10 protein-coding genes are annotated in these 14,837 nt (G+C 39.5%); 4 read left to right on the forward strand and 6 right to left on the reverse strand.

Annotated elements, in window-relative coordinates; translation table 11 throughout:
- Window positions 1–47 precede the first annotated feature (47 nt).
- The 3 genes from DBR11_RS19110 to DBR11_RS19120 form a co-directional block, all read right to left on the reverse strand.
- Complete coding sequence (locus DBR11_RS19110) at window positions 48–2,495, reverse strand: glutaminase family protein (protein WP_108554230.1); 2,448 nt, start codon at window positions 2,493–2,495, stop codon at window positions 48–50.
- Window positions 2,496–2,537: 42 nt separating this feature from the next.
- Window positions 2,538–4,376: a glycoside hydrolase family 2 protein gene (locus tag DBR11_RS19115; RefSeq protein ID WP_108554231.1), complete on the reverse strand. Its 1,839-nt coding sequence runs from the start codon at window positions 4,374–4,376 to the stop codon at window positions 2,538–2,540.
- A 127-nt stretch (window positions 4,377–4,503) separates the two neighbouring features.
- Window positions 4,504–6,075 (reverse strand): glycoside hydrolase family 32 protein, encoded by a 1,572-nt coding sequence (locus tag DBR11_RS19120; protein WP_158275330.1) that lies wholly within the window; start codon window positions 6,073–6,075, stop codon window positions 4,504–4,506.
- A 239-nt stretch (window positions 6,076–6,314) separates the two neighbouring features.
- Here DBR11_RS19120 and DBR11_RS19125 point away from each other — a divergent pair, with 239 nt between their 5' ends.
- Both DBR11_RS19125 and DBR11_RS19130 read left to right on the forward strand, forming a co-directional pair.
- Window positions 6,315–9,491, forward strand: coding sequence for a two-component regulator propeller domain-containing protein (locus DBR11_RS19125; protein WP_108554233.1), 3,177 nt, complete (start codon window positions 6,315–6,317; stop codon window positions 9,489–9,491).
- A complete protein-coding gene (locus tag DBR11_RS19130; protein WP_108554234.1) occupies window positions 9,476–10,291 on the forward strand; it encodes a response regulator in 816 nt (271 codons plus the stop codon). The genes DBR11_RS19125 and DBR11_RS19130 overlap by 16 nt, the downstream gene beginning before the upstream one ends.
- Window positions 10,292–10,293: 2 nt before the next feature.
- On the opposite strand, the gene DBR11_RS19135 is transcribed toward DBR11_RS19130, so the two are convergent.
- Together DBR11_RS19135 and DBR11_RS19140 are read right to left on the reverse strand one after the other, a co-directional pair.
- Window positions 10,294–11,211 carry a DMT family transporter gene (locus DBR11_RS19135; RefSeq protein ID WP_108554235.1) on the reverse strand — a complete coding sequence of 306 codons (918 nt, stop codon included), beginning with the start codon at window positions 11,209–11,211 and terminating at the stop codon, window positions 10,294–10,296.
- A complete protein-coding gene (locus DBR11_RS19140) occupies window positions 11,201–12,085 on the reverse strand; it encodes a RimK family alpha-L-glutamate ligase (protein WP_158275331.1) in 885 nt (294 codons plus the stop codon). Before DBR11_RS19140 ends, DBR11_RS19135 begins: the two co-directional genes overlap by 11 nt.
- Window positions 12,086–12,201: 116 nt before the next feature.
- On the opposite strand from DBR11_RS19140, the gene DBR11_RS19145 reads away from it, so the two are divergent.
- Window positions 12,202–13,698 (forward strand): PLP-dependent aminotransferase family protein, encoded by a 1,497-nt coding sequence (locus DBR11_RS19145; protein ID WP_108554237.1) that lies wholly within the window; start codon window positions 12,202–12,204, stop codon window positions 13,696–13,698.
- Here DBR11_RS19145 and DBR11_RS19150 read toward each other — a convergent pair.
- On the reverse strand, window positions 13,672–14,238 hold the full coding sequence (locus tag DBR11_RS19150; RefSeq protein ID WP_233260829.1) for a LysE family translocator: 567 nt from the start codon (window positions 14,236–14,238) through the stop codon (window positions 13,672–13,674). The genes DBR11_RS19145 and DBR11_RS19150 overlap by 27 nt on opposite strands.
- A gap of 183 nt (window positions 14,239–14,421) precedes the next feature.
- Between DBR11_RS19150 and DBR11_RS19155 the strand changes: the two genes are divergently transcribed.
- On the forward strand, window positions 14,422–14,634 hold the full coding sequence (locus DBR11_RS19155) for a hypothetical protein (RefSeq protein ID WP_108554239.1): 213 nt from the start codon (window positions 14,422–14,424) through the stop codon (window positions 14,632–14,634).
- Window positions 14,635–14,837 lie beyond the last annotated feature (203 nt).

Raw genomic sequence — 14,837 nt, forward strand, 5'->3', positions numbered from 1 at the left:
ATGGAGAGGCACTGTATTTTAAATATGTTTTCATCAGTATATATTAGTTACCTGTTATTTAATTTGTAATCAAGGAGTTTAATAGAATAACCACCTACCACACTGCGTGCCTGGAAGCCGACTTGTTTGCCATCTGTCGTTTCGTGCCAGTCACTCAAAGGCACCCGGCTTGAGGTTTCGGAAGCATATTTAAATACCGGATCGACGAGTTTATTAAAGTCTTCAGGGTTATCCGTAAGGGTTGCTGTCCAAAGAATCCAGTCTGATTTGGTATAGGTACGGCGACTGTCTAAAGGCAAACCAAATTCCCGTTGCTTAGTTAGGTAATAATTAATCTCTTTTTTATAAACTTCTTTTGGAAAAATATCCAGGTTCAATACTTTATCCCAAACCAGGTTATATTTCTGACTCCAGGTCCCCTTTCCATCGAAAGTTAAAGCATAGTGGTCTCCCGCATCAGCCATTTGCATCCATTTCTGCGCCATTTCTTTTGCCATATTGGTAGATTTGGAGGACTCTTCAGACTTACCCAACTTTTCAGCAAGCATACCATAACCGCCGATGGCCACAATTGCTTTAACAGATAAATTTGCGTTACGAGCCATGTGACCGGCAAAATCATCCGTACACAATTGGTTTGCTGGGTCCAGACCGGCTTTACTCAGATAATTTGCCCAGGTAGATAAAGTTTGCCAATGTTTTCTGGCATATTCCGCATTTCCCTCAGCTTTAGCAATTGCAGCTGTTAAAATCACCATGTTGCCAGCTTCTTCAACAGGCATATCTTCTCCGTAAGTTTGACCATTAGCCAGGGGGTAAGTGCCTAAATCATGAGAAGGAAAAGGCTTTTTCCATTTTCCACTTTCACTATAATAGAAAATACCGTTCAGCATACCTTTAAGGAGGTCTGGATTGTAGGCCAGGAATAAAGGCGCAGAAGGATAAGTCACATCTACGGTATTGATAGAACCGTTACTGAAATTCTCCTTAGAAAGGAACAGGATTTCTCCTTGAGGACTTTGTACTAATTTATGAGCTGAAATGGCTTGTCTATAAGCCAAATCTGAAAGTTCAGCATATTTTTCACCCCCGGCTTTTACATTTTCTGCATGGAACTTTTGGTTAAAAGCTTCACATTTCTTTAAAACTGCAGGATATTCCGTATTGGCTAAAGTTAATTGTTTGTCTATAGTTTGATTGTTGTTCCGATTCCACCATGGTCTGAGGTTTTCTCCAAAATACTGTACGGAGTAGATGTCATCATACCCCACCAAAATACGTTTTTCAATGGCTGAAACACCTACTTCATTAAAAGGCAGTACCGTTGAAAGACTCAGCTTCCTGCCTTCTGCAACAGCAGTACCAGTTTTTTTGCCTGCAACAAAATCAGCAACAGCATCGGCAGAAGGACTGATATATTGACGTGCATTTGCATTTTGAGGAACTGCAACATACATATATCCCCAGTTAATACGCACATCATCTCCAGATTTTTTTAAGATGGACTGTTCCTTTGTACCCGCTTTCAATATGGATAAAGCTCCAGCACTGTATTCTTTAGCCGTTACCTCTTCATATTCTGTATTGGTGGATAAAGCAGTAGATGCACCAAAATAAACTTCTGCAGCATGTTTTTTCCCGTCTTTTGCCTTTACTTTAAACGACACATAGGATACCGGACGAGACATTAAATCCAATTCGTTCATTAACAATGGTGAGGTAAAAGCAACATCAAGGTTTACGGCACCACAATCAAAAGTATAACTGGTTTGCGTTGCATTCAATTTCACGCTTGTTTGTTTGGCCGCCAATACGTTTTGCTCAGCTGCAACTGATTTTTCATAAACTAAACCAGCGTCCAACCACTGTCCGCCAACATTATTTCTTACATGAATAGCCAGTACATTTTTTCCCTTCTTTAATAATTTTTGATCTGTTGGAATATAAATGAATTTCCCATTAAAACACTTACAATCAAAGATCTGTATTCCATTCAAGTATACTTCTACATCATCGTCGTTCATTAATTTTAACTGTAAACCTTTAAAATCGGTTCTGTCCAGATTAAATGTTCGACGCGTCCACAAATCTTTACTCCTCCATTGTGTAGTCGCCGATCCATCGCCAAATGGTGCTGTACCTGTTTTCCAGCTACCATCGCTAAAGCCGGCCTGCTCCCAGCCTTTTACGGGTTCATTTTCGGTATACTGCACCTGATAGGCTTTTTCGTCTGATGCAGGCAAAGCTGTAACAAAATTTTGCTCCTGATTGCCTAAGAAACGGTATACTTTTCCATCTACCTTGATCAAACCTGTTAGGGCTTGGGCAGTACCGGTCCAATGTTTGGTTGGAGAAGCATTTAATTTGTCTGTAAAGGACCAAACGCTAAAATAGGGATCGTGCGTAATTAGCGGATAAGCCGGGGCTATCCGCTCTTGTGCAGATGCCTTTAGCAATAATGCCGCTAAGCTCACCGTAAGAATAAATTGTTTCATTCGTGTGTATTTATAAATAAATTTGGTGTGTGTTTCATTAAATTACGGTGCAAGTGGTAAATACAAATTATCGTGCACACTTTTCAGTTTTTCAACAGGCATTTTAATCACTTCTCTATCATAGGTCATTAAACCGTTCGTTTCCTGTTCAACATCGGTTGTTTGGGTATAAACCGCAGCGGATAATCCCTTTTGAATGAGATCCTGCATTTTTATCATAAATGAACTGTATTTATCCAGCATTTCGTCGGCAGTTTTAAAAGTCTGATAACCCCAGTTGTCTTTTGCTTTCCAGGTATGTCCTGGAATTGGTAGTCCTAAACCACCAAACTCACCTAGCACAATGGCATGTGTGGAAGCAAATATATCTGGTCTTGGCATTGCAGGGTCAGGATAATGGTGCAGATCCACCAAATCGCCAGCAATCACAAAATTACCGCCACTTGCACTGTTTACTAAACGGGAAGGGTCTTTCTGCTTAGTCCAATCGGCAATTTCTTTTGTTTTAAACTGCCCCCATGCTTCGTTAAAAGGAGTCCACACTACAATAGAAGGGAAATTATGCAGCTGATCTAGGATCACCTCCCATTCTTTACGGTACATGGCCTCAGATTCTGGTGTTCTGTTTTTATCGGTCCCACCCAAAAGTCCTGGGTTTGGTTGCCATTGATTACCTAAATCTCCGCTTGGCATATCCTGCCATACAAGCATACCTAATTTATCGCATTCATAATACCATCTTGCAGGTTCAATTTTAATGTGCTTCCTGATCATATTAAAACCCATTGCTTTGGTTTTAATAACATCAAAATTCAGAGCTTCATCTGTTGGGGCGGTATACAGTCCGTCAGGCCACCAGCCCTGATCTAAAGGGCCGTACTGAAAAACAAATTCGTTATTGAGCAGCATTCGCTGGATACCATTTTTATCTGCACCAATTGAAGATTTACGCATAGCAAAATAGCTTCCTGCTTCATCAATAATTTTTCCTTTGCGTATCAACGACACATTCAGATTATATAGGAATGGAGAAGATGGCGACCAGAGTTTAGGATTGGCAATAGCCAGTGAGGCTACCGCTCCTGGTTCGATATCCTGCTCTGCAATTTTGTTCTTGCCATCAAAAGCTGTAATCTTTAGCTGGTCACCTGCCTGCATACCCTCTACCTTTGCTGAAACCTCCAATGTTTTTGCATCGATATCTGGTGTTTGTTTTGTAGATACGATATGAGTTTTAGGAAGTGCTTCAATCCATACGGTTTGCCAGATACCAGTAACAGGAGTATACCATATTCCTTCTGGTTTTCTCTGTTGCTTTCCTCTTGGCTGAGGCCCTTCGTCTGTCGGGTCCCAAATTCTGACCTTGATCTCCTGTTTGGAGCCTTTTTTAAGGAGATTTGTAATGTTAAAGGTAAAAGCATCAAAGCCACCTTCATGCAATCCGGCACTTTTTCCATTCACAAAAACTTCTGCTTGCCAGTCTGCTGCGCCAAAATGAAGCATTATTTCTTTATGGTTCATAAAAGAAGGTATATCAATGATATGATTATACCACAGTACACTGTCCTTGCCGACTGTCCGGCCTACACCTGAAAGCGCGGATTCCACTGCAAAGGGAACTAAAATCTTTCCTTCGTAGGCAGATGGAGCAGATTGACTTTTAGGTACAATTGCATAATCCCACAAACCATTCAGACTTTTCCAGTTGCCATTACGTACCAGTTGAGGACGTGGATATTCAGATAATACATTTTTTGGATCTACTTTTTCCGCCCATGGCGAAACAATTCTGTCCTTAATCAATGCCCAAGGTTTTTGCTGTGCCCCAACGGCAGTGCAACTAAATATAAAAAGCAAAGTGCCAGAGAGAATTTTGTTCATGTAGTTTAAAATTTGGTTTCTCAAATATTGGATTTTTGGGCTTTGACTACTCTACGCATTTGTATCAAGTTTTCTTCAATTTGTCTCTATTTCAGGGAATCTTCTTTTATCCATTCTTCAATCTTGTTTACCAGATAGATTTCATCTGATGAACTTTAAGATTTTTGATCATCATGCTGGCATCGTCGGCCTGAAATCTAAGGGCTGTCATGTTTGCAGTCTGATCTAATTTTCTCACGATATAGTGCACTCCATCATTGATGAAAACTTCCATCACAGTTTTATCAATTAATATATCTATATCATTTTCTAACTTTGGAAAGTCCTTGGCCATCAAATTCACGATTTCTCTTCCCTGGTAAAACAATTTCAGAAACTGTGCTCTGCTAAAATCAGCTCTAAAGGTGATGTGAAGAGGCCCTGGTTTTATAGCCTCCAGCTGTTGATTGGCTTTCTCCCAGCTTAAAGAGGCCCATGTTCTGGAAGAGGCATGAAGATTTTCAATTTCCTTAATTGGACTGGCCATCAACCTCAGACCACTTTTTGTCAATTTCAATTTAAACTCTGTTGGAAACAGCATCATCTGAGTAAAAGGCATACCGGCGTGTTCAATCCGACCCCATGCAATTTGGATCCTGCGATCTGAAGGCATATTTCCAAACGATTCTGCCGCATATAAAAAGTCGTGGGCTCCTTCTGCATATTTCAATCTGCTGCTTTCCGGATGGAAAACCTGACCATCAAAAGTGCCAATAAAATAATCTGAACTTGCTCCATGAAGTATCCATTTCTTTTCATTTGGATTGCCTTCTACTGCCAGTTCAAAGAAATCAGGACATTCATGTAATCCTGAAAAATGACTTTCTTTTGTCCACTTCTTCATGTCCTTCGAATTGTAAAAAGACATACCGTCAATTTCGAAAAGCACCATTACCCAAATCTTTGCCTGATTGTAATAGAAGACTTTAGGGTCCCGGGTGTCATTGCTCCGCACTTCCTGGTTACTATCTATGACCGGATTACCACTGTAACGGGTAAAAGTTTTACCTTGATCAAGACTATAGGCAATACATTGCACTTGTTTCCCCGACAATCGGTCGAATGCCGTATAATACAGGACCATTGCGTCTTTGCCCCATCCGCCGTCGTTATGATGATCTATTACTGCTGTACCTGACCATGGGGACCCCAGACTATCCAGCATTAAGGCTGGGGAAAGTTCTTTCCAATGGAGCATATCTTTACTGGTTGCATGCCCCCAGTACATAAAACCCGTATTCCAGGAGTTACCAAAGGGGAAGGCCTGCCAGAACAAATGAAATGTATTGTTAAAAAAAATGGGGCCATTGATATCATTACTCCAGCCTCGCTTCACTGTAAAATGAAATTGCGGCCGGTTACTTTCCTTATACAAACTATCTGTCCCGTTAATTTGATTATCCTGATAAATACGGCTTAGTGCGGCAACATTTGCCGGACAGGAAAGTGTGATAGTTTGCCCAAGGAATTCCGTGACATTTACAAAAATCCAGTAATCAACTGTACCCTCTGCCAGCTGAACAGGAAATTCCCTTTGACTTTTACCTGTGATTTTAACCAGTTTCATCCTGGCACTATTTCCTACAGGTATATTTAGATAGGGTTTAGTGATTCTGATCTGCAAGTCTGTTGCAAATAAATTACCCGCCTGGCCACACATTACCAGAATAAAAAAAAGACAACACTTACAGACAGTACATCTACTTAACCTGCCAGCTGGCAAAGGTTGATTGATCATTGTTACAGTATATTTGGTTAGGTTGTAACAAATCAAGGACATTCGTACCGGGCTGCAAAGTATTAACGTCTCAATGTTTCAACATTTAGTCTCAATCTTTATTCCGAATCAAAACAACGTATTTGTTTAATATATTTGAAACATAGACCATTTATAAACCATTGAGAATATTTATCCTTATCTTTTTTCTGCTGACTGCAAAGATGCTGCATGCCCAGTCCTACTATTTCAAGCACTATCAGGTGGAGAATGGGCTATCCAACAACACTGTTTTTTGTAGCGCACAGGACCATAATGGTTTTATGTGGTTTGGCACAAAAGATGGTTTGAACAGGTTTGATGGCTATTCCTTTAAAACTTACAGACACGATGTAAGCAATCCAAAAAGCTTAGGAAGTGACAAGATACACTCTTTACTGAGCGACAACAAAGTCGGTATATGGGTAGGTACGGACCTGGGCCTCTACAAATATGATCCGGTAAAAGAGGAATTCAATAGTGTAGAATTGACCAAAGGAATGACGATGAGTGTACTCCAGATGGATCATAGCGGTTTGATCTGGATACTTTCCGGAGGCAAAATATATCAGTATAATCCCATTAAAAACAGGCTCAGGATTGTACAGATGGAAGATTCCTTTTCTCCAACTCATCTCTTTTGCCGTCTTAATGGCGAAATGATCATTACTGGCCCAGATGCACAGATAGCAGTTTACAATCCAACAACCCGAGCTTTTGAAACCCGATATATCTTAGATAAGACCCATCCATCCAGCATTGGATGGATTTCTGCAATCAGTGAAACCACGGATGGACAACTGCTGATCGGTACAACTAACCAGGGTTTAAAGTTATTTAACCTGAAAACACACCTTTTAAAAGACCTTGCCACACTGAATACAGATAAGACACATATTTATGTAAGGGATATCAAAGCATCAGCAAACGAGGAATTCTGGATTGGTACAGAATCTGGTCTTTATATTTACCGTCATAAGGACAATAGCATTACTCATTTGCAAAAACAAGTTGGGAATCCCTATGCCTTATCAGACAATGCCATCTATACGCTTTGCGCCGATCGTGAAGGAGGCATATGGGCCGGCACCTATTTTGGTGGTGTCAATTACTACTCTCCTTTCGCATCCGTATTCACCAAATACTTTCCGGGCCTCCAAAAAAACGCTATCAGCGGAAGTGCTATCCGGGAAATTTGCAAGGATAAGAATGGAAATTTCTGGATTGGTACAGAAGATGCCGGGTTGAACAAGCTAGATCCCAAAACAGGTCTCTTTACTTCCTATTTTCCAAATGGCCAAAAGTACAGTATTGCACATTCCAACGTCCATGCTTTACTACCTAATGGCAATCAGCTTTGGATCGGTACTTTTGAACATGGCCTGGATATTATGAACATCAACACCGGGCTGATCACCAAACACTACCATGCAGGAAGGGGTAATTCTTTAAAGTCTAATTTTATATTGTGCCTTTATAAAACCAGACAAGGCATTATTCTGGTGGCCACAACTTCAGGTTTGTATAGCTACAACGTTAAAAATGATGACTTTGACCTGGTTCCAGGCTTACCTGTATCTTTCTACAACAATATTATTCAAGACAGTGAGGGTAGTATCTGGGCAGGCACTTATAATAGTGGTCTGTTTAATTTCAAACTCGGAGATAGTACGTTCAGGCATTTCATATCAAAAGAAAATGATAAAACCTCCTTGCGCAACAATACAGTGAACGGAATTTTTGAAGATAGCCGTAAAAATATCTGGGTAGCTACGGATGGTGGCGGACTGGCTCTCTTTAATGAAAAAACATCCACCTTTAAATCATTTACTGTAAGAGATGGTTTTCCAAGCAACTTTCCATTCCGGATCCAGGAAGACAACAGTCGTAATTTATGGATCAGCAGTACAGCAGGCATCCTGCGTTTCAACCCTCAAACGAAGGTAGTTAAGGCCTATACCCGAGAAGATGGCCTCCTAACTGATCAATTCAATTACAATTCTTCATTTAAAGATAGTGATGGACGACTTTATTTTGGAAGCGTAAAGGGCATGATCAGCTTCCTTCCAGAACAGCTAAATACAACAACCGCTACTGCCCAGGTTTTTCTGACTGGCTTCCAGATCGATAATACGGAAAACCAGGTTCAACTGTCGAGGTCAATATCGGGCAAGTCCATGCTCTATACTAAAGAGATCACCTTACAGCACAATCAGTCTTCTTTTAGTATTGATTTTGCTGCCCTGAGTTATATTGCTCCGGAAATGACCGAATATGCCTATAAAATGAAAGGCCTGTATAACAACTGGGAATACCTAAAAACAAACAGAAAGGTATATTTCACGAAACTCGCTCCGGGAAAATATGTATTTGAAGCCAAATCTATGATTAGTGGCAGTAAACTTTGGAGCACAAACAACGTCCAGCTTCACATTACTATACTCCCTCCTTTCTGGAAGACACCTCAGGCTTATCTGTTTTATGCCATCGTAATTATTGGACTGGTTTCAATACTGGTTTGGGAATACCACAAAAGAACAGAAAGCAGGAACAAAAGAAGAATGGAAATCTTTGAGCACAAAAAGGAAAAGGAGATTTATCAGGCCAAAATAGAATTTTTCACTAATGTAGCGCATGAGATCCGTACTCCGCTCACACTCATTAAAGGCCCTATGGAAAAACTGCTCAAATTATCGAAAGAAGTACACTCTGATCCAATAGAAAAAAATCTGCGGATCATGGACCGTAATACAGAACGTTTACTTAACCTCACCAATCAATTACTGGATTTTAGAAAAACAGAAATTTCTGGCTTTTCGCTTAACTTTGTGAAAGCCAACATCTCAGATTTGCTTCACGATGTCAACCTGCAATTCCAGTTTGCGGCAGAACAAAAACAGCTTCGCTACGAATTGATCCTTCCAGAAAAGGATCTGTTTGCTTATATAGATCTGGAAGCTTTCTATAAGATTATGAGCAATTTGATAGACAATGCTATTAAATACGGCAAATCTCTTATACAGGTCAAACTTATTGTTGAGGAACAAAAGGATGAGTTTACTGTTCTGGTTAAGAATGATGGAAGTAAAATCAATATCGAATTGAAAGATAAGATCTTTGAGCCTTTTTTCAGGGCCAGAGAGACTGAGATGAAACAGGGAACGGGCATTGGGTTGTCTATTTCCAAATCACTGACAGAGCTGCACAAAGGCCAGCTGAAGCTGGCAGAAAGTGAGAACGCTTATAATGTATTTGTTGCACGCTTCCCTATTCATCAAACTATGGAATTTAATTTAGAAGGAAAATGGAAAAAGAAATAAGCTTTGTAAATGAACCAGCGGTTGATGAGAAACCTGTTGTTCTTCTTGTGGACGACAATGAAGATATCCTGGATTTTATCTCAGACGATCTGAGTGAGAAATTTCAGGTACTGGTGGCTGTTAATGGCAAAGATGGGCTATTGCTATTAGAACAGGAAATTGTGCACCTGGTGATCAGCGACGTAATGATGCCTGAAATGGATGGCTTTGAATTTTGCAAGAGAATTAAATCCAGCATTGAATTTAGCCATATCCCAGTGATCTTGCTTACTGCAAAAAATACGATGCAGTCTAAAATTGAAGGTCTGGAACTGGGTGCAGATGTGTATATGGAAAAGCCATTTTCTCCGGAGTTTTTACAAGTTCAGGCCTCGAGCCTCATTGCTAACCGCAACAAGATCAAAGCTTATTTTTCCAGTTCCCCTCTCCTTCACATCAAAAGCATTGCCTATTCCAAAGCAGATGAACAGTTCCTCGAGAAAATCCAAAGCATTATTGTACAGAATATTCAAAATCAACAGTTGGACGTAGAACACCTTGCCGAAAACATGAATATGAGCCGTCCAACTTTGTATAGAAAAATCAAATCTATTTCTAACCTTTCTCCTAATGAGTTGATTAACCTTGCCCGCTTAAAAAGGGCAGCGGAATTACTCAGCGAAGGAACTTTAAAGATTTATGAAATCTCAGAAATGGTGGGTTATAGTTCCCAAACTCATTTTGGAAGGGTATTTCTAAAACAGTTTGGCATGTCGCCAACAGATTACCTGAACAACAGACTGGCTGAAAAAAAGAAATAAATTTATTCGCCAGACACAGATATTCTATCCTTTCGTTCTCTAAAGGTGAGAAGGAGAATTGTGAGTAATATAAAGGTGGTACCCATCCAGTCAAAACGACCAAAAGATACGTTCAACCAAACTACCGCAATGAGCGCAGCAGAAAGTGGTTCTGCACAAGCGAGCAAACTACTTGTTCCGGCACCAATCAATTTTACTGCAGTCAGATAAGCATAAAAAGCAACCAGACTACCCAATAATATAATAAAAGCTGTGCAAAGATACGTATAAGCATCCCATCTCCCCTCTATTGCCCAGGGCGCATGAAGAAAACTCGAAAACACGCCTCCGATAAGCATAGACCAACCAATGACTACTGTTGTATTATAGCGTTTTAACAGTGCGATGGGCTGGATAGAATGAATGGCCAGGGTAATTGCAGCAAGCAGTCCCCAGATCAGGGCTGGTTTGGAAATAGATAGATACCCGATCTGTCCATGCGTAACCAGTAAAAATGTACCTGTTAAAGCAAATACAATAGCAACAAGTTCTATAAAAGTAGGCAGACGTCTTAACTTTATAGTATAATAAATTGCAATCAGTACAGGCCCCAGATACTGAAGTACAGTAGCGGTAGCTGCATTAGAATATTTAATTGTTGCAAAATAAGTGTACTGAACCGCTACCATTCCGAAAATGGTAAACAATAATAGCTGAGCTGCGTCTCTTCTGTTCTTCCAGATCTGCAACAAATCAGGCAGCCTTATAATCCTTGCATACAACACCAGGATCAGCCCTGAAACCAATAGCCTCATGGTAAGCAGCCATTCTATATTAACAGATCGGTGAACAAAGAGAAATTGACAACAAGCGCCTGAAACACCCCATAATAATGCGGCAAGGAAAGCCAGCAAACAGCCTTTTAATTTATTATTTTCCATTTTTGTTGATGATCTCTGTTAAGGCAACATAATAATTCTGGAATGCTTTCGAATCTGTATTCAGGAACAAATAGGGTTCAATGAGTTCCAGCTCCATCAAATACAATTCGCCATTCCGATAGACACCATCTACCCTTGCATACAAGGTGTCTATTGCGAATTTTTCCACATAAAGTCCTGCAGATTTAATTTGCTCCGGAGTGGCGGCTACTTTACTGATCGTTCCACCATGATAATGTTGTACTCTAAAATCTCCTTTAGCTGGCTGTTTTAATAAACTATGGCTAAATTTCCCGTTAAAGAACAAATATGACCATTCTCCATCCGCTATTTCTGGCATAAACGGCTGAGCCATATAACTCTCTTCTTTAAGAAGCTCAAATACCTTGTCTCTATAGGTTTCTATTGCATCAATAGGAATGCTCAATGTATTTTTTGCACCTGCGCTGACGCACGGCTTAATAATCAGCTGTTCTGTTTTCAGTTTCAAAAACAGACCTGAGATATCTGGTGTTGTGCCTTTTTCCAAAAACAGCGTTGGGATCACATTTAGTCCAGCATCTGCGATCTCTTTTAGGTAATGTTTATCACTGTTCCATCTTACAATATCTGTTGAATTCAGCAGTTGAACATCCAGTGCTTTGATCCGCTCCAGCCACCAATAAAATTCGTAAATTTGCTCATGGTAATCCCATGGAGATTTGATGATGGCCAAATCATATTGTGCCCATTCTACTCCCGGATCATTCCAAATTTCCTGCTCAATATGAATTCCTTTTTGTTTTAAAAAGCGCAAAAGTTCAGCATCTTCATCATAAGCTGTTCCAGAAGTATATTTTTCCTGCATCTGGTAAGTTATATAAGCTAATTTCATTTTGATAAATAGGTTAACGTCTAAAATGCCATTGGACACATCGCAAAAGTATTTTAAATTTGGTTCTATTAAAAGAACCATTATTGTATTTTAAGTAGAACCAATATTCCAACGTTATGACCAAAACAGCTCCTGAAATCCTGATGACTTTTATTAAACTGGAGAAAACATCCAGAACGCCGCTCTACATCCAGTTATATGAAGAGATCAGCAAAGGAATTTTAAATGGAATGCTTAAAGCAGGAGACCGGATGCCTGCCACCCGTTTATTGGCCAAGGAGTTTGGTATTGCCAGAAACTGTGTTATACATGCCTATGAGCAGCTAAGTATAGAGGGTTATATCTGCAGTCAAACCGGCGCGGGCACCTATGTAACGCAGATACCTGATAAACCTCAAACAAAAACTAATTATTATCGACAGCAAGAAATCATATCAATAAGCACGAACGAGTTACCTCACGCAAAGTTTGCTATGCAAGATTGTAACCGGGAATCGTTTATCCCATTTCAGGCCTCTGTACCCTTCTTACCTGATTTTCCATTTAAGACTTGGGGCAAAATTGCTGCAGATATCTACCGCAATATCCATCAGTATTATCTTGGTTATGACCACGGCCAGGGGTATCTACCTTTAAGGACAGCCATCTCTGATTATCTGAGAATCAACAGGTCTATCAATTGCGGACCAGAGCAAATTGTAGTGGTGAACGGCTCCAGGCAAGCGATACATTTAATTGCGGAGTTGTTTGTAAAAAAAAACAGTCAATGCTGGATGGAAGACCCTGGTTATAATGGTGCAAAAACAGCCCTGGCTAAATTTGGCGCTGAAATCTGTCCTATTCCTATACAAAACAAAGGTATTGATCTGGACTATGCCATAACACACTATCCCAACGCAAAACTGGCCTATATAACTCCATCCCATCAATTTCCGATGGGCATTACTATGCCGCTTGACGAACGGTTAAAATTATTAAACTATGCCAGAAAGCACCAAATGGTCATTATAGAAGACGATTATGATAGTGAATTTCGCTATGATGGACGTCCGTTCGCAGCACTTAAAGGAATTGATACACATGGAAATGTAATGTATATTGGCACCTTTAGTAAAATCCTGTTTCCGGCTTTAAGAATTGGCTATATGGTTTTGCCCAACCAGGAGTTAGCAGAAAAGTTCACTTTAATTAAAGCAATTACGGATCGTCAAAATCCAGTTATAGATCAGGCTATTTTAGCAGAGTTTATCCGTGAGGGTCATTTGAACCGACATTTACGCAAAATGCGCTTGCTCTATAAAAAGAACCAGGACGATCTGATCCTGCTGCTCAAAACTTATCTTGGAAACAAAATTGATATATCTAAAGTTGAAGCAGGGATGCATTTTGTACTTACATTTAAAAATGCCCTACACGCGGAACAAATTAAATTTCAGGGAAAGCAAAAAGGCCTTATTCTATATCCAATTGATCATTTATCTCTACAGTTTCATTATCCTAACAGCTTTCTTATCGGCTTTACTGGTTTCAGCTTTTCCCAAATGGAAGCAGGTGTGAAACTCATTAAGGGAATTATAGAGAACGAGTTATCTTTTGGTCAAAGCAATCTTTAAACCCATTAAAACAAAAGCTAGTCCAGATGCTTTATTCAACATTTTACCCATGGCCGGATTTTCTGTGATAGATCTGGAAAAGTAAGCTGCAAATAAGGAAAGCAGAAAAAACCACAGGGAACCTAAAACAGCACAGGTTAAGCCCAAAATAATAAAGGGTACAGGGCTGCTACTGAGTTCTGGTTTGATGAATTGAGGGAAAAATGCCAAAAAGAACAAAGCAACCTTTGGGTTCAGGATATTGGTAAAAAACCCGGAGATAAAGTTCTGCTTATTGGAGTTTCCTGGTTTAATCTCCGCATCCATATTAATCAGGCTATCTTTGGAGATCAGTTTCGAGATTCCAAGATAGAGCAGATAAGCGGCTCCCAAATATTTTATAACCATAAAAGCCATTGCAGATTTGGCTACGATTAGGGAAAGGCCTAGCGCAGCAAACATAGTATGTCCTAAAACACCCGTGTTTAAACCTAGTGTTGAGTAAATACCTGCTTTTCTTCCTTCTCCAATAGATTTATTCAGAACAAATATGGTGTCCATTCCAGGAGTAATAATAAAAACAAAAGCAGTAAGGATGAAGGTTAAATAATTGACGATACCCATATGAAGGTGCAAAGTTAATAAATTGTACAAACGGAATGAACAATTCTCAAACAATAACATTTCTTTTCCGTTCTTAATAGTACAATTCTAATCATCAAAGCAAATTAATAAACAACAAATATGGAAGCATTCAACATCAAGATCAACAGTGACATATACGGAGTAAGGCTTAAAAGTCAAAAACCATTAAGGATCAATGTAATCTGCCAGCATGTCGGATACGAGATTGGCAGGGATTTCTTTGGTAAATGGTATGACAACTCACGCATGTCTGCACTCGAAGATGTTATTATTGAAGAAATTGGTAATTCAGTGGAAGCAAGAGGTCTTTAGATCGATTTTGCTGTTTCATTCTTTTACTTATACATCAAACATTATAAATATGATCGATAAAAATAGAAAACAAAATAACTAATAAATATAGCAATCAATATTTTACATCTAATTATTTTAGCATTTGTGATTTTAATCTATATTTGCCTCAGATATTTAAAATTTTATCGACATGTATAGAAGCATTGAAGATTTCATCAAGG

It is taken from the genome of Pedobacter sp. HMWF019 (genome assembly GCF_003061025.1).
Classification (GTDB): Bacteria; Bacteroidota; Bacteroidia; order Sphingobacteriales; family Sphingobacteriaceae; genus Pedobacter.